This window comes from Alitiscatomonas sp., from assembly GCF_037242085.1.
GTDB classification, from domain to species: domain Bacteria; phylum Bacillota; class Clostridia; order Lachnospirales; family Lachnospiraceae; genus Alitiscatomonas; species Alitiscatomonas aceti.
The window spans coordinates 37,888-59,663 of record NZ_JAXXBR010000086.1 but is presented as its reverse complement, the minus strand read 5'-3'; the positions used below and the strand labels follow the sequence as shown (position 1 = coordinate 59,663).

At 48.6% G+C, this 21,776-nt stretch carries 19 protein-coding genes and 1 other RNA gene; 2 read left to right on the top strand and 18 right to left on the bottom strand.

Features of this window, described 5'->3' with window-relative positions:
- The 6 genes from WIH05_RS08995 to WIH05_RS08970 all read right to left on the bottom strand — a co-directional run.
- Positions 1-4,165: InlB B-repeat-containing protein (locus tag WIH05_RS08995; protein ID WP_337425276.1), on the bottom strand; the 4,165-nt coding region annotated here is incomplete at its 3' end.
- A 771-nt stretch (positions 4,166-4,936) separates the two neighbouring features.
- The gene (locus tag WIH05_RS08990; protein ID WP_022272781.1) at positions 4,937-5,251 is read right to left on the bottom strand and encodes a DUF1540 domain-containing protein; all 315 of its coding nucleotides are present in this window, start codon (positions 5,249-5,251) and stop codon (positions 4,937-4,939) included.
- A gap of 61 nt (positions 5,252-5,312) precedes the next feature.
- Positions 5,313-5,786 carry a hypothetical protein gene (locus WIH05_RS08985; RefSeq protein WP_022272780.1) on the bottom strand — a complete coding sequence of 158 codons (474 nt, stop codon included), beginning with the start codon at positions 5,784-5,786 and terminating at the stop codon, positions 5,313-5,315.
- Between the two features lie 17 nt (positions 5,787-5,803).
- A complete protein-coding gene (locus WIH05_RS08980) occupies positions 5,804-6,397 on the bottom strand; it encodes a YcxB family protein (RefSeq protein ID WP_022272779.1) in 594 nt (197 codons plus the stop codon).
- 5 nt (positions 6,398-6,402) lie between these two features.
- The gene (locus WIH05_RS08975; protein ID WP_022272778.1) at positions 6,403-6,972 is read right to left on the bottom strand and encodes a hypothetical protein; all 570 of its coding nucleotides are present in this window, start codon (positions 6,970-6,972) and stop codon (positions 6,403-6,405) included.
- 70 nt (positions 6,973-7,042) lie between these two features.
- Complete coding sequence (locus WIH05_RS08970; protein ID WP_158357143.1) at positions 7,043-8,410, bottom strand: MATE family efflux transporter; 1,368 nt, start codon at positions 8,408-8,410, stop codon at positions 7,043-7,045.
- Positions 8,411-8,590: 180 nt separating this feature from the next.
- Here WIH05_RS08970 and WIH05_RS08965 point away from each other — a divergent pair, with 180 nt between their 5' ends.
- Positions 8,591-8,788 carry a hypothetical protein gene (locus WIH05_RS08965; RefSeq protein WP_337425275.1) on the top strand — a complete coding sequence of 66 codons (198 nt, stop codon included), beginning with the start codon at positions 8,591-8,593 and terminating at the stop codon, positions 8,786-8,788.
- Between the two features lie 280 nt (positions 8,789-9,068).
- Here WIH05_RS08965 and WIH05_RS08960 read toward each other — a convergent pair whose 3' ends face one another.
- Genes WIH05_RS08960 through WIH05_RS08930 form a run of 7 tightly spaced genes read right to left on the bottom strand, consistent with a single transcriptional unit; the run spans position 9,069 to position 15,277 of the window.
- Positions 9,069-9,848 (bottom strand): aldolase/citrate lyase family protein, encoded by a 780-nt coding sequence (locus WIH05_RS08960; RefSeq protein ID WP_337425274.1) that lies wholly within the window; start codon positions 9,846-9,848, stop codon positions 9,069-9,071.
- Positions 9,845-10,600 (bottom strand): MBL fold metallo-hydrolase, encoded by a 756-nt coding sequence (locus WIH05_RS08955; RefSeq protein ID WP_337425273.1) that lies wholly within the window; start codon positions 10,598-10,600, stop codon positions 9,845-9,847. The genes WIH05_RS08960 and WIH05_RS08955 overlap by 4 nt, the downstream gene beginning before the upstream one ends.
- 14 nt (positions 10,601-10,614) lie before the next feature.
- Positions 10,615-11,622 carry a hypothetical protein gene (locus WIH05_RS08950; protein WP_022272773.1) on the bottom strand — a complete coding sequence of 336 codons (1,008 nt, stop codon included), beginning with the start codon at positions 11,620-11,622 and terminating at the stop codon, positions 10,615-10,617.
- A gap of 30 nt (positions 11,623-11,652) precedes the next feature.
- A complete protein-coding gene (locus tag WIH05_RS08945) occupies positions 11,653-12,354 on the bottom strand; it encodes an RraA family protein (RefSeq protein ID WP_215655267.1) in 702 nt (233 codons plus the stop codon).
- A gap of 5 nt (positions 12,355-12,359) precedes the next feature.
- Entirely contained in the window at positions 12,360-13,481 is a 1,122-nt protein-coding gene (locus tag WIH05_RS08940; protein ID WP_337425272.1) for a lactonase family protein, read from the bottom strand.
- A gap of 22 nt (positions 13,482-13,503) precedes the next feature.
- Entirely contained in the window at positions 13,504-13,950 is a 447-nt protein-coding gene (locus WIH05_RS08935) for a YhcH/YjgK/YiaL family protein (RefSeq protein ID WP_022272147.1), read from the bottom strand.
- A gap of 10 nt (positions 13,951-13,960) precedes the next feature.
- Positions 13,961-15,277, bottom strand: coding sequence for an SLC13 family permease (locus WIH05_RS08930; protein WP_337425271.1), 1,317 nt, complete (start codon positions 15,275-15,277; stop codon positions 13,961-13,963).
- A gap of 329 nt (positions 15,278-15,606) precedes the next feature.
- Between WIH05_RS08930 and WIH05_RS08925 the strand changes: the two genes are divergently transcribed.
- Complete coding sequence (locus tag WIH05_RS08925; RefSeq protein ID WP_337425270.1) at positions 15,607-17,535, top strand: sigma 54-interacting transcriptional regulator; 1,929 nt, start codon at positions 15,607-15,609, stop codon at positions 17,533-17,535.
- A gap of 204 nt (positions 17,536-17,739) precedes the next feature.
- Here WIH05_RS08925 and WIH05_RS08920 read toward each other — a convergent pair whose 3' ends face one another.
- The 5 genes from WIH05_RS08920 to smpB all read right to left on the bottom strand — a co-directional run bounded on the left by WIH05_RS08920 (position 17,740) and on the right by smpB (position 21,704).
- Complete coding sequence (locus tag WIH05_RS08920; RefSeq protein ID WP_337425269.1) at positions 17,740-18,777, bottom strand: hypothetical protein; 1,038 nt, start codon at positions 18,775-18,777, stop codon at positions 17,740-17,742.
- A gap of 77 nt (positions 18,778-18,854) precedes the next feature.
- Positions 18,855-19,198, bottom strand: a transfer-messenger RNA (tmRNA) gene (gene ssrA / locus WIH05_RS08915).
- Positions 19,199-19,250: 52 nt separating this feature from the next.
- The gene (locus WIH05_RS08910) at positions 19,251-19,688 is read right to left on the bottom strand and encodes a hypothetical protein (RefSeq protein ID WP_337425268.1); all 438 of its coding nucleotides are present in this window, start codon (positions 19,686-19,688) and stop codon (positions 19,251-19,253) included.
- Positions 19,685-21,214, bottom strand: coding sequence for a DNA methylase (locus WIH05_RS08905; protein WP_158357152.1), 1,530 nt, complete (start codon positions 21,212-21,214; stop codon positions 19,685-19,687). Before WIH05_RS08905 ends, WIH05_RS08910 begins: the two co-directional genes overlap by 4 nt.
- 22 nt (positions 21,215-21,236) lie before the next feature.
- A complete protein-coding gene (gene smpB, locus WIH05_RS08900) occupies positions 21,237-21,704 on the bottom strand; it encodes an SsrA-binding protein SmpB (RefSeq protein WP_022273764.1) in 468 nt (155 codons plus the stop codon).
- Positions 21,705-21,776: the final 72 nt, after the last annotated feature.

The window sequence follows — 21,776 nt, the reverse complement described above, 5'->3', positions numbered from 1 at the left end:
GTTCCGTTGTCGGGAGGGTCTTCGTTGTTCCGCTTAAGATGTCTGTCTCATTCTGTGGCATCTTCTCCGCATTTCCGTTCGCTTCACCGTCAGAGTAGCTGATGGAATACTTCTGCTCATTCTCATCCGGCTCACCGTCTCCATTTGCGTCCACTTTCCAGGTGGCGGTAAAGGTTACGTCCTTCTCCGGCATCGTAAAGTTTCCGGCAGTCTCCGTTACGTCCGTACTGGTCCAGCCCGTGAATACATGGCCTGTCCAGGTCGGTACAGCAGCAGAGATAGTCTGAGTAGTTCCGCTTAAGATGTTTTCAGCCTTCGCAGGCATTCCCTGTGCTGCACCCTTCGCTTCGCCATCAGAGTAGGTGATGGAATACTTTGTTTCCGTATCGTCCGGCTCGCCGTCTCCGTTTGCGTCCGCCTTCCAGGTGGCGGTAAAGGTTACGTCCTTCTCCGGCATCGTAAAGTTTCCGGCAGTCTCCGTTACGTCCGTACTGGTCCAGCCCGTGAATACATGGCCTGTCCAGGTCGGTACAGCAGCAGAGATAGTCTGAGTAGTTCCGCTTAAGATGTTTTCAGCCTTCGCAGGCATTCCCTGTGCTGCTCCCTTTGCTTCGCCGTCAGAGTAGGTGATAGAATACTTTGTCTCCGTATCATCCGGCTCGCCGTCTCCGTTTGCGTCTACTTTCCAGGCGGCAGTAAAGGTTACGTTAGCCTCCGGCATGATAAAGTTCCCGGTGGTTGCCTGTACTTCATCACTGGTCCAGCCTGCAAATACATGGCCTGTCCACGTCGGTTCCGTTGTCGGGAGGGTCTTCGTTGTTCCGCTTAAGATGTCTGTCTCATTCTGCGGCATATTCTGCGCATTTGTACCAGCTGTACCGGCAGCGTAGGTGATGGAGTATGTGGTTTCCGTCTCATCGGGCTCTCCGTTGCCGTTTACGTCCACCGCAAAGGAAGTCCAAATAGTTGCAGTTTCAGAAACAGTATATTCGATTTCATAGTTTCCATCTTCATCGATTTTGCTGCGATCAATGGTTTGGGGCGTTCCGCCAATAAACAGCTGCCCGATCGTATACCCCTCATCAGGAACTATTTTTAACCTGATCGTATCACCGCTCCGAACCATCAAATCCTCATTCTCAAAGATATCGCTGCCATACTGATAATTTCCATGGCTTACGTTCCCCTCTGCTTCTACTACTGTGTGAATCTGCACATATTCTTTTTTAAGGATGATCTTCACCACATTATCCGTATTAGAAAGACTTTCAATTCCTATGATTTCTTTCTCCGGATACTCGTCTTTATTCTGATCGATTACCGTTTTGATTTCAGGCCGCTCAATGTAGGCCCCTTCCTCAATAGCTGTACCGGCTATACCCCGATACTCAAAGGTTCCTACCTTCATTCCACTCTCGCTTCCAAGATAGATTTCTACAGAATACGGAATGGTTTCTGCCTGAGCCGCCTCCACATATTGGGGAGTAAGAAGGATCTTAACGTTTTCAGACGCTGTCGGCGGATACTCCATGGTAAGAGTGCCAGCTTTCATCGCTTCCAGCAGTTCCGTTCGGGAAACCGACTCATTCCCCCAGTGAATATGTGTATCACCAGTTCCCAACGTCCAGCCCTGGAATACCTTTCCTTCAGGCGTTGCCGTCTCATCTGGAATCACATTGCTATACAGCGGCTGGGAAAGAGAATCATCTCCTGGCAAAGTAAAGGAATCACTCAAGGGAACCTGCGCCCCTCCATTGTTCCATACAAACTGATAGTTGATTTCCTTCGATGTGATCCGTACAAGAGTCTCTGCATCCGTATCGGCCCAACCGGCAAATTCCATCGTAACCTTCTTCCTGTCATACCATTTTCCGTCTACATCAATGGGTGCAAGCTGATCGGTTAGATTCACGGGATCACCATTTTCATTCTGCGGAGATACGACCACCTGATCAATATACCAACCCCAATCCGGATCGATATAATAGGTAACATTCTGGTTAAATTCAATGGCATCGCCCTTCTCAATCGAAGCGGCGCTATCTACTCCGCCATCGTTATATGCCCAGGATACCTGAAGCCCATCTCCCTTCTCATACAGGATCGCCTGCTGATCAAAGTATTCCCGCATACTGCCGCCGGTCATTTTTAAGGGACACTTGATATTGCTGAATGCAATCGTATATATTCTGTTGCGCGAAAGGAATCCTCTATCTACTGTTATGGTAACGTCAGCAATTTTCTTTCCTGCCGTGTCAAACAATTCACTGTTTTCCTCAGAATTCCAGCTTCCTGACAAAAATCCCGGATCCACCGGTATCATCAGAGCCTGGTCATTGACGGCAAGCGCATCAAAAATCCAAGCTGATCCTAAGAAGTCCGAGTTGGGATTCAATCGAATCGACAGTGAGTCGTCTCCTTCAGGAACCGAAATCGTTCCCGTTTTACCAGCTTCCTGCCAGCTTCCACCCTGAGATATCTCCACCGTAGTGTTATGGAAAATACTCTCATTGGAAAAATCATACGTAAACGCCAGCGCCGGTTTCGAGAAGGTGATATTGATCCCTATATCCTCTGTAAGGTTCGTTCCGTTGATCGTATATTCCCTCAGATGATTGGGCGCATCGGCGGAGTTGTAATCCAAGGCAGGATCCTCAGTACACTCCACTTTCACTGCATATCCCTGGGCGATGGTGATGGGAATACTGAAGCTTCCGTTTTTCGCAACGTCGATCTCAATGGTATCTCCCACGTACTGTCCATTCACCGTATTTCCGATATTGGTTTCTGTTCCGGAAGCGGCTGTAACAGTAAGAGTCACCTTATACGCCTCTTTGTAATAAAGGCGGATCGTTCTTCCGCTTCCTTCCTTAAAGCTTCCGACCACGCCGTTGCTGACTTTTGTACTGTAATAGATCGTGTCTCCGATCCTGGAAACGATCTCGATTTCCTGCTCCTCACCATCCTCTACTCTATATACGACAGCTTTCTCAAAGGCATAGTTTCCATTCTCTTCCGTCAAGCCTGCTTCGTTTAAAACGGCCTCTGCATTGTTTCGGATCGTCCCTGCCACGATCGTAAATTCATACCGTTCATCGGCAGGACTGTCCTCCAGATACACTTCAACGGGGATCTCGAGAGTACCCAGATGATCGTACCAAAGATAAAGCGCCGCTTGATCCTTCCCTTCAATCTCCGCAAAATTCACATGGGTAATACGGTCATTTCCCTCTTCATCCGTGGACGCATAGGCGTAAGACATATAGACCGCTTCTCCGTCAGGAGACACCTCGCCAGCTTTTGCGATCTGTCCCATCTGGTTTCCTTCCACCAGCTTCAGGATTTCGATACCGTCATCGTCGACGGTGATCTGAAGATTGTCCGCAGCAGCTGTAAACTCGTCCCCTGTCCTGGTATCCATCAGGAAAACATCCACAGCCTGATACTCCGTTGCGGATTTAATAAAGGTAATCACATAAGATGAAAATGATTCCGCCGTAAAGGTGATCCTGTCGGACTTCTCAATTTCATCCTTAATGCCTTCCGTTACCACAGTGGCGTCATAGACGCCCTCTTCCTCGTTATGGGCTGCTGTCATCGGAAGATTGGGACGGTTTACGCCCATGGGACGCATTTTTCCCGGATGTTCCCTCTCCTCCAGATGAACGATCATAACATCATCGTATTCCCCGGGAGCTTCAATGCCGCTGACCTCCACATTGACATTGCCATCCGGCTCGATCTCCGCGCCCTCGCCGTCAAAGAGACTAATATCAAGGGCCACATAGCCGGCCAGCTCCTCGCCTTCTTCAAGCTTCTCCAAAAGAGCCGCCTCCACAGTGGCGTCCTGCCCCAGGTCATATACCTCCAGAGCTTCCGCCTGTTCCAGAGCGCCAGCGGTCTTCTCCCGGATCTGGATCTCCATGCTGCCCACCTCTGCGGATAGGACATTTTTCTTCTCCGCGTTGGAAGAGGTCATCATTTTTGGCGTTTTCTTTTTTTCCATTTCCAAAGCTGTGGACACGGTTTCTTCCTTCTTCTGGCCTGCTCTTCCAGAACCGGCTTCAACATTAGAAAACGCCGATATGCTGTTTCCAAAAACCATCCAAACCGCCAGAAAACCAGCAGTGCTTCTTTTCACTAATCGCTTTATATCGCTTTTCATTTCTCTCCTCCTCACCCTTTTCTATTTTCTTTTCTGCCTTCAGGAGCCCAGATACCGTCTGCCGGAGGTCCTGCTCCGTCCTCCATTACGATCCCCGCATCATAGGGCCGGCCCTTTGCATAACGCGGTCCATATTCTCACCCCCCTATCATTGATGTCCTGACCAGCTACGGTTCTGGACTTTTTACAGGCACAAAAGGCTAGAATTCCTATAAAATAGATTATGGGAAGTAAAACGGCCATATCATAAAGTTTTTGTATGTAAATGTCAGTATTTCATATTGATATAGCCATTTTTAAATGATATAATCAAAGTTATTAGAGGGAGAAAGGCCTAATGTTGTACATAATCTATTTTATGCCGCGTTTTCATCCTAAGCCCCAGCTTTTGATCCCTTCACGTCTGATCATTCTTTCGTGATGAACAGTCAGCTTCCTGTAAGCGTCTTGGTCATACCCGTTTTTTTTGTGAATACCGGAGGCTTCTCTGTAAGGGTCTTTTCCCACTGTCTTCCAATACGTCCATATGCTCGTCTCTAATGTAAACGTCAATGGAGTTGTCCGCCTCCTGGTCCGCAAAGCGAGTCAATGAAATAAAAAAACCAGACCTTCTCACTTGAAAAGTCTGGTTTCAAAAATAATGCAGCATCCTGTCAATAAAAAATCAATGGACCTTGTTTAAATACTTTTTCAAAAAAAGGGACTCTGCCAAAGCGGCGCGGGGCTCTTGTCCCCGGCCGCCTGCAGAATCCCTGTCTCCATTTTTTCTGCCTACCGTTCTCTAAAGCTGCCGCACTCCGTCTGCCCAACAGCCCTGGCTCCGTCTCCCAGGATCGAGATCCTCTCTGCACGGCACTGATGATCGTCGTTATACAGGCAGTTCAGAACGTCGCAGTCCACCTGCAGCCTGGTTTCCGGCGTCTTAAACAGGTTTTTGAACAGGCCTCCGCGGTTTTCCTCAAAGCTTCCGCAGCAGGTATCACAGCTTTCCCTGGCATTGACTCCCTCCACCAGGATCCCCTGTTTACAGCAGCACTTTTCCGAGTTATGGACGCAGCTTGCCACGGTACATTCCAGTCTCGTCATCGCATATACCTCCTTTTCCGTATTCAAAGGTAGTATACGCAGATTTCCGGCGTCCATTCCTCTACCGGTCGTTTACCTCTTCGATCCGCACCTTCAGCCGTTTCAGCCGCTCCAGGAGCATGGCGCTGTCCTTCATGGTAGGATAAAGCTTCACGATCTCCTGGCCTTTGCTGTCTATCAGCGTGTAATACATCAGCGAACCATTTTTCTTTTTCTTATGAAGCACCGCTTTTTTGATCTCCGTAAACGGCAGCTCCTTTGCGGCACTGAAGGCCGGGCGGACACGGATCTTTTTCCCGTCCACCGTGGTCTTCCATCTGAGCCCCCAGTAAGCAAAGGTCCCTCCGATCAGGGCGTTGATCACATAAAAGATCTTCAGCATTATATGTCCGTCTGTGACCGGATTGGCGTAAAAGCTCCCCATTGTGAGGATGTCCACAATACCGATCAGCGGGATCGCCATTGTGTACCGGATCTTCAGCACCGGAAGGTCCTCCAGGCGCGGCATTGTATCCTTTTTTATCTTAATTCCCATGATTTTCTCCTATTTTCTTATCTGGCTTTCATAATGGTCTTCTGGCATTTTTTCTCCAGAAAGGCTTTGAACTGGCTGGGAGTGCCCCTGTAAAAGCCAGCCTTTTCCACTGGGATCACCGTAGAACGGGTCCAGAAGATCATATAATACTGCTCTGTCTCCTTGATCCACGATACACCCTCGTACCGGTAGCTGGTGGTGATCCCAGGATTTTCCAGCTGGAATGAATCCTCGTAAAAGGATACCGTACACGGCTCTCCCGCCAGACCGGAGCTTTCCATGATCATCTCCGCCTGGTTCCTTTCATCGGCATCCGGAGCGATCCTCTGTTTTTCCCTCCTCCTGTTTCCGTTCAGCTGGCCAAGGACGAGGACAAACACGCCTGCCATAAGAGCTGACTGGACGATCCGCTGCGCCAGCTCTTCCGCCGGAAAGGTCATGTAAAAAACAAAAAACGCCAGAAGCCCGAAGATCACATCAGAAAGATCCACCCTGGAAAGAAAATTCTTTTTTCCAGGCTTTTCTGCCGGCGCTGATTGTTTCGAGGCCAGTACCTGGTTATAATACATATCTTCATCATGCGTCATCCGCACAGCAAATAACGGTTCCATATCCATCACCTCACGGAGACAAACTCAGTCTTTGTCCCGCTTTTCCTTTCTAAGAACTCCCTAAGCTCCTCTGCAGTCCCCTTTTCCACATCCTCTTCCATAAAATACCGGACCACATTGCCCTTTTCTACCAAGACCAGCATTCCTGTAAATTCCAGGATCCGGCCCAGGTTGGAATAGCAGACCCTGGACGCCTCGTTCTTTCCAATGACCTCATAGCAATCGTCAAAAAACCGATACTCCCAGTCATAATTCATATCTTTTTTTCCTGCCTCATATTGAAGATGGATGGTCTTCTTTGCGTCAAACCATGCCTTAAAGATGGAATACACACCTGCGGCAAAGATCAGAAACAGCACTACGGCAATGGCCGAAAACGTCCGTGCCACCATACCGTCAAAAACAAGGCCTACGGCCAGTCCCATGACCGAAGCCATCAAAAGCCCCGCCAGGATCCTGTTTCCTCCCGATTGGAAGCCCAGCTTCCTTACTCCCTTTTCCAGATGCAGAAGCTTTTTTTCTGTCACCTGGTGATGCACCAGAAACCTGGCATCTTCTTCCCTGTTAAGTTCCATTTGAGATTTCCCCTCCCGGATATATTTTATTTTTCCGATCATTTTCTGATCAGATCCTCTGCGGATCCAGTCACGCGCTTTCCTTTTTCTTATTGAGCTCCGGCCACACAGTACGCAGCATGGTCCCATAGCAGGCCGCTCCGCCGATAAAGTTGGAGACCGGTTCCGCCAGAAATACCCCCATGGCCCCCAGGCCTCCCAGCCTTGGGAATAAAAGCGTCAGCGGCAAAACGATGATGACCTTCCGGAATATGGAAAAGAAGGTGGCCTGTTTAGCCTTTCCCAGGCCAATGAAGCAGGCCTGTCCCGAATATTGAAGAGACATCATAAAAAAACCAAAAAAGTAGACCCGTACTGCCGGAATAGCCGCCTGTACCAGGGTTTCATCCCGGTTGAAGATGTGGATAAACGTCTCCGGGAAGATCGAGATCAGGATCCAGCAGAAGGTGGTAAAGGCAATGGTGGACACCGATAAAAAGCGGATGGCCTTTTTCACCCGGTCGTACTGTCCGGCTCCAAAGTTATAGCCCAGCACCGGCTGGGAGCCGCCCGTAAGGCCCTTCACCAGATTTTCTGCTATCTCCCTCACGGAATGGATCACCGTCATAACTCCCACATACAGATCCCCGCCCCAGGTCTGAAGCGTTGCGTTGCAGGCCACCGCCACCACACTGTTGGTAAAACCTGCGGCAAAGCTGGACATGCCCATGGAAACGATCTTCAGCACCCGGGCTTTTTTCAGCACCATGGTCTCCCGTTTCAGCCGCAGGATGCTCCTGTCGCTGAACAGGAACCTCAGCACCCACGCCGCCGATAAAAACTGGGAAATGATCGTGGCCAGGGCTGCTCCCCGGACATCCATGCGAAAACCGAAAATGAACACAGGGTCCAGGATGATGTTGGCCACAGCCCCCAGGAGCACTGTCTGCATCCCGATCCGCCCAAATCCCTGGGAATTGATAAAGGCGTTCATACCCAGCCCCATCATCACAAACACACTGCCCAGCAGGTAAATGGTCATGTAGGATTCCGCATAGGGATAGGTCGAATCACTGGCCCCGAAAAGATAAAGCAGCGGCCGCCGGAATACGATCCCCAGGATAGTCAGCAGGATCCCGCAGATCACCATGAGGGTAAACGCATTTCCCATGATGGCCTCCGCCTCCTTCTGGTTCCCCCGCCCCCGTTCAATGGAGCAGAGGGGCGCTCCTCCCATACCGAACAGATTGGCAAACGCCATGACCGCAGTAATGACCGGAAGGCAGACGCCAAGACCGGTCAGCGACAGAGTGGCGTGCTCCGGGATATAGCCGATATAGATCCGGTCCACCACATTGTATAGGAGATTGATAAGCTGCGCAGCAGTCATGGGAATGGCCATTCCCATAATATTCCCCACCACGCTTCCCTTTGAAAAATCATTCTGCGCCGATGCCATAGTAAACCTCGATTCCGTCGTCCGTCCGACTTATTTCCCCATTATAGCTCAAATTTCCGTATGAAGCAATCACAGTTTTTCCCCAGTTTGTGACGGCTTTGTCAATCCTCCCCCTTTCACTGGACAGAACCTAAACAAAATGATATACTCCATTTAAAATATCGGGGGAGGAACAGCGTTATGATCGATGAAAAAGACCAGCTCATCAGCAATCTAGAAAATGAGGTCCGCCGTCTTCGGGATGAAAACAAGAAGCTGGAAGAAACGGTCCAGTGGATGCATGATCTGATCTGGCAGATGGTCAGAGAAAGAGAAGAACAAAAGGATGGAGAGATTTCCAGCCAGACAGCTGAAAGGCTTGCGGCGATCCATGCATGATAAAAAGGGGCTGTCCAGAAAACATAATCCAGCCACAGCCTATAAACAAACATTCTCAATAAGCTCGCCTTCTGGCGGGCTTATTTGCGTATAATAATTTCTTTTACTTATGTTTTCCTAATTGATAGCCCACAAATTACAAAATGAATTTTATTTTACTGTATCTTGTTTCCGTGGCATGATTATATAAGTTTTCTAAAAAACAGATACAAAAGAGCCCCGGACCGACAGACATAACTGCCACATCCGGGACTTGAACTCAAATATCTGATCCCTTGTTTTATCCTTCATTTAGATGAAAATTTTTAACAATTTCCAGGTTTTCTGCTACCTTTTTCGCCAGGAGCGCCTCGTCCTTTCCCACTAGAAAGCATCGGACTCCCATCTCATACAGCTGCCCCACCCGTCCCGCTGATTCTGCGGCGATTATGGGATATTTTCCATGTTCCAGGACCTTTCTTATGATAAATTCCTCTGCCTCCAGCACAGCCGGGTGATTTTTCTGTCCTGGGAAACCCAGTTCCTGGGATAAATCTGCACGTCCAGTTGCCACCATGGTGATTCCATCTAAAGAAAGAATTTCATCAATCTTCTCCATTGCCGGTATACTCTCAATTTGGACAACTATATCCAGATTTTCCTGCTGGTACTCCATATAAGTACGTCTTGTCATTCCCTCACAGCGCATCCGTCTTGTGTTGCCGTCCATCCCCCGCCGGCCCAGAGGCTGAAATCGACAGGCATCCACTGCGGCCCTGGCCTCCTTCTCTGATTCCACATGGGGAACCATAATCCCCGCTGGCTCCTGCCCTAACAGCGGCGTGATCATTGTCAGTTCCGGTACCCTGACCTGACAGGGCATTCCCACCAGACGTGCTGTATTTAAAAGTTCCCTCAGCTCTATTGCTCCGAACAGTGCGTGTTCCCAATCGATCCGCACAAAATCATAACCTGCCAACGCAGCCATTTCAATCACCGATGGGCAGGGCAGCACCACGGAAAGTCCAAAACAACACACTCCTCTTTTCAGTCTGGAACCAAGGGATTCTCCCGTCTTCACTCATCCTCCATGACACAAGAAGGGATATATAAAAACGTTTTTCCAATTTTCCCTTGAATCTTTACCTGTGGTGCCAGCGTTTCCATATGTTTCCGAAACTCTTCCGGTGCATGGCTGCTTTCTGGATAGTGGGTTGGAATCACAACATCCGGGCCCACATAGGATACAGCATAGGCCGCCTCCCGGGCCGGCATTTCACAAGGTGGATAAGGAGCCTTAAAACTGGAGATTCCAACGGTCATGACTGTCGGGTGATACAGTTCCCGATACAGGCGCATATCCCCGAATAGGCAGGTATCCCCCACATGATAATACACAACGCCAGGTTCTACCTCCAAAATAAATCCAAACGCCGGATGAGAAACTTCTGTTCCGCTGTTGTTTTCTTTGGAGCGGTGAATCGCATTGACCGTGTGGACGGTCGTAATCTCATCCAGTTTCCGACTGTCTCCATAGATCGTCCCAAACCACCGCTCTCTGGGAAGCGGCACCCGCTTCTGAACGTGACGGTTTACATCCTTTCCGCTGAACAAAACCGCCTTGGGCGCATTTTCCATGATCACATCTGCATCCCCAAAATGATCTCCCGCATTGTGGGTTACAAAGAGATAATCGATATCCAGAAACTGTTCAAGAGGCGCATCTGTCTGAGGATTCTCCGTGATATACGGATCAAATAGGAACTTCTTTCCGTCACTTCGCTCCACCAGTACACACATAGCTCCAAAAAATGTAAATTTCGTCCCCTTCATCCTTTGTACCTCCCTTATTTCCGAATTAATCGTAAAATAGTATTGGAATTTTTCCGATTGGTAAATACAAACAGGTTTCCATCCTTATCTGCCGTAAGACCATGGGCATGTATGACCGATCCTTTACATCCCAGCTGCGCTAACACATGGAAATCCATATCAACAACAGTGATCCCACCATCCAGTTCTCCTATGTAAGCAAGTGAACCAGAAATCCAAACAGCTCCGATCCGCATCAGATTCCCTCCGATCACAGCCAGAAGTTCTCCATCCTGAGTGAATATCTGCACCCTCTTATTTTCCCGGTCTGTTACCCAAAGACGGCCCCGGTCATCCAGACGAATATCATGGACCAGCCGAAACTTCCCCGGCTCCTGTCCCGGACCTCCCCAGGATTTTTCGTATGAGCGATCTGCTCTGAATTTATGGACTGCATCGTTCCCATAACCGTCAGCTGCAAAATATTCGCCATTTTCATTCATGATCATCGCACAAGGGCGGCAGAACGGGGTTCCCAGTTTTTTCACGCTGTCCAGCCTGGCATTCGCCTCCGCCCGCTTATTCCACTCTGGGTCCTGGGGAACACGGCCCTCCTTTTCCAGCGTTTTCAGATAATTCAGATCATAGCCTGAATCCCCCGGCTGGCCCAATGTTCCAAAGTCATAAACCAGTTCCCCATCCATAGTAATCTCCCGGATCACATGGTAACCGGGGCTGGTGTCTGCTGTCAGGATTGTTCTATGGGGTGTCAGAAATACACTATGCGCCTTTTTAAATAACCCGGCTCCTATACTGCGGAGATATTCCCCCTCCGGGGAGAAGATCACTACCGGATTCTCCGGATTCTCCGTTGCCACATAAAGATTTCCTTCTGGATCAAAACAGCCATTGAGAGTATGGACACCCTCCAGGTCTTTCGGCCATTTGGCCCAGGAAAAATCCAGTGTATACCCAAAGCCGCCGTCGTATATTTCCTCTCCGATCTGAGATGGTCTGGTTCTGCTGCATAAAACCGTTTTCATTAATCCGCTTCCTCCTTACTTCCACTTCTCTCAGCCTTTGTATGTCCCGTCGATAATCTCCACATTTTTCTTTGCCAGTGTATCTTCCACCCACTGCCTCTTGGACGTTCCGTTTTTAGCTTCCTCTACCTTCCCCGCGTCCATAGCTGCATAAGCTTCTGCTCCATCAATAATGGAGGCTGCATCTTCCTGTGGTATGACAATCACCCCATCCCGGTCTCCCAGGATAATATCTCCAGGCTTTACAGCGATATTCCCAATAGAGATTGGCACATTGATCTCACCTGGCCCTTCCTTATAAGGTCCTCCCGGTGTGGAGCCTGTGGCATAAAGGAACAGGCTCATCTGAGACAATTCTTCCATATCCCGAATAGGGCCATCCAGAACAATACCCGCCACCTTTCTCTTATTCTGCGCATAAACTGCCATAATCTCTCCCATTAGAGAATGAGTCCGGTCTCCATCATTGGATACCACAATTACATCTCCCTCCTGAGCCATGTCCAAAGCCTTATGAAGCATCAGATTATCCCCTGGACGAGCCTTAACTGTGAGCGCCGGACCGGCCATGATCGGCCGGTCCGGACTGCTGATCAGATGAATTTCTGAATTTAAAGCACAGGAACGGCTCATGGTATCGGCCACATTGGCGGCCGGAAGTCTTTGATACCGCTTTACCAGCTCCATATCTGGAAGTTCCCTCTGTAAAAACACACGATTTCCCACACTCATATTTATTACTCCCCTCTCTTTTCTCCAAATTCTTCAATGGATTCCACCGCATCTGTAAACAAGATCCATACCGGTGTCGGTGTATTCAAAACTTTTCCTGTAGCCTCCAGTTCACCAGTTTCCTGGTTAATGGCGAATAATGTGATTGTATCACTTGACTGATTACCGTTGAACAAATACCTTCCTCCGGGCTCAATGGCGAAAAATCTTGGCTTCTTTCCACCACAGGGAATCCATCCAATTGGAGAAAGCCTCCCCGTCTTCTGATTAATAGAAAAGGCACCGATGTTGTTAACACGACGGTTAGAAATATAAAGAAATTTTCCGTTGGGGTGGACCACCAGCTCTGATGTCATAGTATTCACGTCGAAATAATCATCCGGAAGAGCTGAAACTACCTGGAAAGGTTCCAGGGTTCCCTTTTCTCTGTCATACCGGCAGGCAATAATCGTAGATGTATATTCTGTATTAATATAGACCCATTCCCCATTAGGATGGAACCACAAATGGCGCGGGCAGGAAGCACCATGGCACTTTAGCTGCTGTCCCAGGGAAAGCTTCCCTATTTCCCTGTCGATGGCATAACTGTGGACAATGTCCAGTCCCTTATCCGCAATCAGCACATATCTGCCATCCGGTGAAAAAGGCAGGTGATGCGGACGGGACCAGGGCTGAATCTTCTCATTCAGCGGTCCCTTCTCACCCGGAAGAACAAAGCTGTCTGTCTTTTTTCCGATGGTTCCATCCGCTTCCAGATGAAATACATTAACAATTCCCTTATGATCACCAGTAACCATGTACTCTCCGGCTCTATCCACAGACATAATCATGATGTTATTGCCGTCTGTTTCTGCACGGTTCAATTCTGTAAGCATTCCCGTTTCCCCGTCACGGAGAAAGGCTGTCACACCTCCGCTGTTGCTATTGACACAATAAACATACTTCTGATCTTTTCCAAATTGCAGGACGGCAGGATTTAATGCAGGCATTTCCTGAACCAGCTTCCATCTTCCATTGGTCCTGCTGATCTCATACACATAGATTCCTACCCCATGGGCATTGCGGTTCCCCTTGGAATTTTCTGTCGTATATGTTCCCACATAAGCATATAATGGTTTCTGACTCATTTTTTCTTCCTCCCCTTCCATCTTAAAGACGGATCTTAAACGCTGCTTTTTCAACACAGGTAGAAGGACCATCTGCGAGTTTTGACATATGGACCTCTCCCGGGAACAAAATGATAAAATATCCTTCCGGAAGGAGGATTTTGTCACCATCACCTTCATGGAGAATCTGGTCCTTTCCTTCCTGTTTTTTAGAATTAACCATATTCTCTTCATGATTAAATCCAATGCGCTCTGTACCCTTTAACATATACTGAAGATCTGTAAACTCTTCATGGGACTCCCATTTCCTGCTGCCGACCACAGTATTGTAGGCAATGCATTTTCCTTGAATATTTTCTGTAAATCTGGTAATACCAATGGGACTTTCCTTCAGTTCTTTTTCATGCTCCACAAGATACTTCAACACATAATCCAGATTAGAATTCAATCCATAGTATCTTGACGCATACTCCAGTTTATCAATAATCATGGTTTTCTCCTTATAAGATTGGAATAATTCCAAAAATCACGCCAACAACAACTTCTACTGCAAAAAGTCCGAGAATAATCGGAAACGCTTTAATGGCTCCGTCCTTAAATTCAATGTTGCACATTCCAGCCGTCATCCAGGATGTAGCCTGTACCGGACGAAGCTGGGAAACCACATCCGCACCCATGCACATAATGTATACCAGTCCAGTCTGTCCAAATCCAAAGGTTTCCCCCGCTTTGATTAAAAGGGGCATCATACCATAATGGAAACCATCGGCCCCAAGCAGGATTGAGAATACAAAAGCAATCACACCACAGATAATCGCAAACAGAGGAGCCATGGAGGCTGGGATCATACTGGTAACAACTCCTGCCATCTCTGTCAGCATTTCGCTCTTGTTCAAAATTCCCGAAAAGAAACCGGCTGCAAACATGACCAGTGTAATTCGCAGTGCATTCTTCGCATACTTGTCAATAATTCCATTCCACTCCTTTACAGTCCGGTAGTTAATCAGCAAAGCTCCTGCAACCGCAAACATAAACGTAATATAACCAGCAAAGGTTCCTTTAAACAAAAGGACAATAATGAAAAGCGTCCAGGCCAGATTAATCCAATATTTCATATTCAGCTTTGTATTACGGTTTCCTTCCACTGTCAGCCCGCTGTCACCTTCTACAGAATCTTCTCCTCTGTCAAGAATGCCGTCACGAATTTTTGCCTGAGCACGTTTGCCGTAAAGATATGCTGTAACCATATTATAAGCAAAGCCTGCAATCAGACAGGGGACAAGGGCTCTTGTGATGGCTGCCGGGTCCATTCCAGTTACAGCGCAGGAACGGGTAATGGCTCCTCCCCAGGGAAGAAGATTCATAACACCGATGGCCTGAACAATGACCAGGTACAGATACTTTCTATCAATTCCGATTCTTTTGTAAATGGGAAGCATAGCCGGAATTGTAACCAGCAGCGTACTGGTTGTTCCCGTATCCAAATGGGAAAAATGTGCTACCAGAGCAGAGATCACAACAATAATCGCCACCTTGTCTCCCGCTTTGGAAACGAGAAAATCAACCACTGGATCAAATAATCCCTGTTCCGTCATAATGCTGAAGAATATAATAGAAAGCATGGCAAGAAGTGCTGTTCCCATGGAACTTGAAACACCAGCTTTGATGAAATCATTAATTTCTGAAATGGAATAACCAGCTGTTAGTGCAATAATCGGCGGAACAATAATAAATGCCATGATTGGATTGGCCTTATTGGTAAGCAGAAGAATCACAATCAGAGCAATCATTGCATAACCAAGAACCGCATACGTCATAAAAATGACCCCCTTTTCTTTTTGTTTACGTTTGTTTTACTTCGGATCCGCTTTATTGTGTCACATTCTAAATAATAAGCAATCTCCATGCCAAATTTTCATTGATACTATGTTTTTCTGTTTATTTATCAGATCTATATATGTACGATTCTTTTTTTATGTATATTACTTAACAATCCTCTTGTTTTTTTCCATGTCACTTTTCTTGTTTTTTTCCATGTCACTTGTAAAAGAAAGAAAAATGCGATAAACTGAAAAAATAAAATTCATTTTTGACTGAACGAATTAATATAACATTCAAATTCAACATTTTATCAAAAAGGAGTATCATGAAAGAAAAAATCATCATCGCTTTGAGAAGAAAATACCATTGTGATCATGCCCGCCTGATTTTGAAACAAAGTGCCCTTTCCTATCCTGTCTATGAGCTAGATGAAAACACAGATTCGCTTGATGTACTTCATCGGGCCATCGCCCAGGGAGCGGAAATACTTATTACCGGCGACGTTTATGCCGAATCTATTATGAACCAGGTGGACATTTCCGTCGTTACCATACGAAGAAACCGAATTTCATTTACTGATTCCATCCGTAACGCTCTGAAACTCTCCGACCATGCCGCTATTGTCTGGAGAGAGAGCAACAGCCCCGCTGTCCGGAAGGCCTGCGAAGATTTCCCCGGTGCTGTCTCCTATTTTCCTTACCAAAGTACCAGTGAATTTCCAGGAATTTTCCAAAAATTGGAAGAAGATGGCTATAAGGTTGTCATTGGCGGCGGTATCATTAATGAGTTTGCTAAAAGCCACCATATGGCAATTATCAATGTACCTTATGATGAAAGTGATATCCTCTCAGCAGTCCACCTGGCTCAGCATAATCTGAAAGCCATAGAAGAACGGCAGGAGCAAACCGAAATTTTACACACCATTCAGGATCATATTTCTGAAGGCATCCTTTCCCTTGAACCCAACGGAAAAATTCAGACAGCAAATCGTTCTGCCAGTACATTTCTCCGTATGAGTTCTCTTCAGCTCTGTTCACTCTTTGTCTTCCAGACCCCTTTAAATTGTCCAGAAATTCAAATGCTCCTAACTGACTTTGAAGATTTTTCTGGAAAAATGGTCACCCTCCATGGCAGTCCCTATGTTTTGGAAGGAAAAGCCATATTCGTTCATGAGGTATTCCGTTCTGCTGTTTTAACGCTGACCCCTGTTGAAAAGCTTCAGACCGTGGAACAACAGGTACGAAAACAAATGCTTCCAGGAAATGCTGGAGCCTCTATCACCTTCCGGAATATCATTGGCAATAGCCCTGCCGTCACCTCCTGTATCCAAACTGCCGCTCGGTATGCGGCCGTGGACAGTTCCATCCTGGTCTATGGGGAGTCAGGAACAGGAAAAGAAATGTTCGTTCAAAGCATTCACAATGCCAGTCAACGCAAAAAAGGCCCCTTTGTGGTAATCAACTGTGCCGCTTTACCGGAAAATTTGATTGAAAGCGAGCTGTTCGGTTATGAAAAGGGAGCGTTTACTGGTGCCTTAAGCGGAGGAAAGCAGGGTTTGTTTGTCCAGGCACATAAGGGAACTGTCTTTCTTGATGAGGTTAGTGAAATGCCACTGCATGTCCAGGCCCGGTTTCTTCGCGTCCTTCAGGAGCATGAAGTCACTCCCATTGGAGGTGTCCGGGTCATTCCTGTGGATATCCGTGTCATTGCCGCAACCAACAAAGACCTAAAAGAAATGGTTAAGAAAAAAATGTTCCGGGAAGACCTCTATTACCGGATCAGTGTATTAGAAATGAAACTCCCTTCTTTAAAAGAACGGGAAGATGATATCGAACTTCTGATCCGCCATTTTGTGAAACAGAAGTCAAAAGAGCTGCATATCCCTGTCAGCCGAGTTGATCCAGAAGCCATCAAATACCTCCGTTCCTTCCCCTATCCTGGAAATATCCGCCAGCTATCCAATCTGGTAGAACGGGCCATGGTCCTTTCTTCCGGCAACAGCCTGGATTTAAATGCAGCTGTCCGGGCAGTTTCCGTTTCTCAGGGTTTCCAGGCAAAAGAGCCCCGGACTGATAGTACAAATGCCCTCATAAAGGCTGGAATCAACAGCCTCCACGAAGGCATCATTAAAGATACTCTCATTCAAAACAATAATAATCGGAAAAAAACCGCTGAATCCCTTGGAATCAGTACCAGCACTCTTTATCGGACTATGAAAAAACTAGGTATGATTAAGGAACGGCACCACTCCTAAAGTTCCAGGGTCTGCTCTCCAGGTTCAAAACTCCAGAGAGCAGACTTTCACAAAATTTTTGCTCATGGCAGAAGTATAAAAAATCTTACAAAGATATATTTCAGAACACCAAAAAAATATATAAATCAGTCTGCCAAGATGCAAGCCTATTAATGTATGTTTATAGGATGCATCTAAATCACATTTTCAAAACAACTGCCTTTTTTATGCCATAGGCTTTTCAAAAATACGGATCACCCTATCCCCATCGGTCTCCATAAAAAACGGCATTCCTGGCTTTCCATCCTCGTAGGTTTCCAGATATGCCTCAAAAAGAGCCAGCGTCGTAGTAGAGACCGTCAGGTCCTGTGAAGAATCGGAAGGGATAAAATCCCTCCCCCAGTCAATGAACGTATAGACCGCATCGTCAGCCAGTGTCAGCGGAACGGATTCCTCCTCCGGGTTATAGATATAGAAGCCGCCGGCCATATCTGCCTCTGTAAGCCCCAGTTCTCTGATCCTTTCCATATCGCTCTCTTCCACGTATTCCACCTGGTCGATCCAGACCGCTCCGTTTTCGATCTTCTGGATATAGCCGCAGAGGGTCTCCATCTCCTCCTGGCCTTCGGTCTCCAAAGAAAGCCCTCCTCCATTTCCTGCGGCTGTTCCCCAGTAATTGATCCCATCTTCGCCGATCAGTACTCTTCCATTAAATACTTCTGTATCTTTATCGTAGATGTGGTCTGTGATCCTGTATCTGGCCGTCCGGGCGTCGCGGATCACCACATGGAGCCGGTCCTCCGGATCCGTCCAAACATCCGCCTCCGGTTCCCCCAACTGCACAGCCTCATCGAAAAATACATAAGCACCATCCCCGGATACAGCTCTTATGAGGAAGCGGCATCTGTCGTCCAGGAGCAGCTCTCCATGGTCCACAAGATCGGACTGGGCGAATTTCTGCAGGCGCCACTCCACATCCCCCAGGTAAAACGAAAGCTCTGCATACAAAGTCATGCCTTCCGGATCCCCTGTGCCTGTTTTTTCTGTCCGGATCTCGGATCCATCTGTCATAAGCGCACCCGTACCGCTCCCGGCAGTGCCTGGCTTTTCATCCTTTGCATCAGAAGCTTCGGATCCGTTTTCTATGCCGGCAGCCGTCTGTTCCGTTCCCGCGGCCGCGGCCGCGTCTGCCTCCTTCGCACCGCAGCCGCCCAGGACTGCCGCTGTCATACATACCGCAATAAAAAGTCTTTGTCTGTTCATTTTCCGCCTCCTTTTCCCTAAGCTTACTTTATGAAACAAAAAACGGATTTAAACCCATAAGGTTAAACCCGTCTTTTTCGTGGACCTGAGGGGAATCGAACCCCTGTCCGAAAACCAATCCCCTGTTCTTCTACTATCATAGTCTGTTCTTTGACATTCCCTCCCGTACCCGGAAACAGACATCCTGGTACGTTCAGTAGCTTCATCCTACGCCCGCGTGCTCAAAGCTTTGCACGTGTCGTTTCCTGCAATTAATGATGCCGGTTACCCGGAGTGCAGGTCCGCCGGGGCCGACAGCCGCCTAAATTAGGCTGCGTATGCTAATTCGTCGTTAGCGTTTATATTTAGGTTTGCCATTTAACGCATCGCATGCGGATAGCTTCACCAGCTTCATAGCCCCCGTCGAAACCAGTACAAGCCCTTACTGGCGCTCTTATGGAGCATGATCATCATACCATCTTACAGGAAAAAAGTCAAGTCCGGGACAGCTCCAGCTCCACCACATCCTCCGCCGGGATCCGCGTCCCATCCTCCATAACGATCTCTCCCCGCAGCCAGTCCAGGTCTGTGACGGCTCCGCACTGTTTTAGATAAGCTCCCCCGCTCTTTTTCTGGTCCGGAAGAAAATATGTGATCCGGACCCCGGGAACGCGCCCACGTCTTCCGTCTGCCTTCCGGCTCTCCTCCAGGAGTCCCGCCAGAGAAGCCAGCTGCCGGTCCAGGGCCTCCCGCTCCGTTTCGTCCAGGATCTTCTTCTGGGATGTCAGCCGCGCCGTTTCCTCCACCGCATCTCCATAGCCCGTCAGGGCCGCAAAGGGAGAAAACTGGGCCGCCCGGTCATGGAGGGACATCTGCGGATGATGATCGGACACATGGTGGGGAAGAGAAATAATGTCCTCATATTTTTTCATTCTGCCCTGTGACCTCCGATCTGCCGGTTCCGGTCCATGCCCGTGGCCCCCTCCTGTAAATTCATGCCTTTAACAATGGCGTTCTTTCCGAATTTCTGCCGGATCGTCAGCATTGCCTCCTGCATCCGTCTCTCCCGTTCCCGCTTTTCTGTTTCTTCCCGGGATGTCTCTTCCTCCAGGCCGAAATCGTCAAACAGGCTCAGCTGGCAGTATGCCTCCTCCTTCCCGGCCTCCCTCTCATCTTTTACATGGATGGCGGACAGATACATCCGGCGGGTCAGAAGGGACGGGTCCATGATCCGGTCAAACAGTCTCGTAAATGCCTCCACGATCTGGTCCGAGGAGGATGTGGGGCGGCGCAGATGCTCCGTTCCATGGGCGGCTTTTGGGATCTGGCGGCCATACCGGTCCACGGTGATCTCCCCGCGGTATGCCTTCCGCCGTCCGGGATCTGTCAGATTTTCCCGGTCATAGCCCACGGTCAGCACCACCTGGTCTGTGACCAGACGTTTTTCCACCAGTTCCAGGGCCAGAGCGTCAGCCATCTCCCGGACCACGTTCCGCGTCTTCTGGAAATCGTAGGCATACTGGAGCACCTGACCGGCTCCCACGCTCTTTTCCTCCGGGCGGTAGGCCTTGATGTCCGCAATGGTACATGGCTCCCATCCCCAGGCATGGTCGATGAGGAGCTCCGCGTTGATGCCGAACATCCGGTACAGCAGGTCCTCACAGTAAAACTCCCCAGGCTTTCCCAGAGAGCATCTGGCGATGTCTCCCATGGTGAACAGTCCGGCCGCCTCCAGCTTTTTCGCATATCCACGGCCCACCCGCCAGAAATCAGTCAGCGGCCTGTGGTCCCACAAAAGCCGGCGGTAGCTCATTTCGTCCAGCTCTGCGATCCGCACCCCATCCTGGTCCGGCGGCACCCGCTTTGCCACAATGTCCATGGCCGCCTTACAGAGATACAGATTTTCCGCGATCCCGGCCGTGGCCGTGATCCCTGTTTCCTTAAGGACCTCCCGGATCATCTTCATAGCCAGTTCATGAGGCGTCATCTTATATATAGGAAGATACTGGGTCACATCCATGAATACCTCGTCAATGGAGTATACGTGGATATCCTCTGGAGCCACATACCGCAGATAAATGTCATAGATCTTTGTGCTCTTTTCTATATACAGGGCCATCCTGGGCGGGGCCGTAAGAAAGGACACCGCCAGAGACGGATCCTTTTTAAGTTCCTCTGCGTCATAGGACTCCCCCGAAAGCCTGCCTCCCGGCGCGTTCCTCTTTCTGGCGGCGTTGACCTCCCTCACCTTCTGGTTCACCTCAAAGAGCCTGGGCCGCCCCGGGATCCCGAAGGACTTTAAGGCCGGAGAGACTGCCAGGCAGATGGTCTTTTCTGTACGGGTCCCGTCTGCCACCGTAAGACACGTCCGGAGAGGATCCAGCCCCCGCTCCATACATTCCACTGAGGCATAAAAGGACTTGAGATCAATGGCAATATAGGTATGGCGGCCATCCATGGACTTCCCTCCTTCCGGTCTGTTAGTACAGGTTCTTTACCTTAAAATCCTTTTCCAGCTCCCGTCTCTGGTCCTTTTTGGCAATATCCGCCCGCTTATCATAAAGCTTCTTGCCCCGGGCCAGGCCGATCTCCACCTTCACCAGGCTTCCCTTAAAATAGACCTGGAGAGGCACCAGGGTATAGCCCTTTTCCTGGATCTTTCCCTTTAATTTATTGATCTCATACCGGTGCATCAGAAGCTTTCTCTCCCGAAGGGGATCCTTATTAAAAATATTTCCCTTTTCATAAGGACTGATGTGCATGCCATAGATCATCACTTCATCGTTGACGATCCGCACGAAGGACTCCTTGACGCTGCATTTGCCCATACGGAGGGACTTCACCTCTGTTCCTGCCAGGGAAATGCCGCATTCAAATTTATCGTCGATGAAATAGTCGAAATACGCCTTTTTATTGTTGGCGATCAGCTTGATACTATTCTTCCCCATAGATGTTTTCCTCGTTTCTGTCTGATTTTTACGCCCGGACGGAAGCCCCTGGCTCCGGAGTCTGCATTTTCG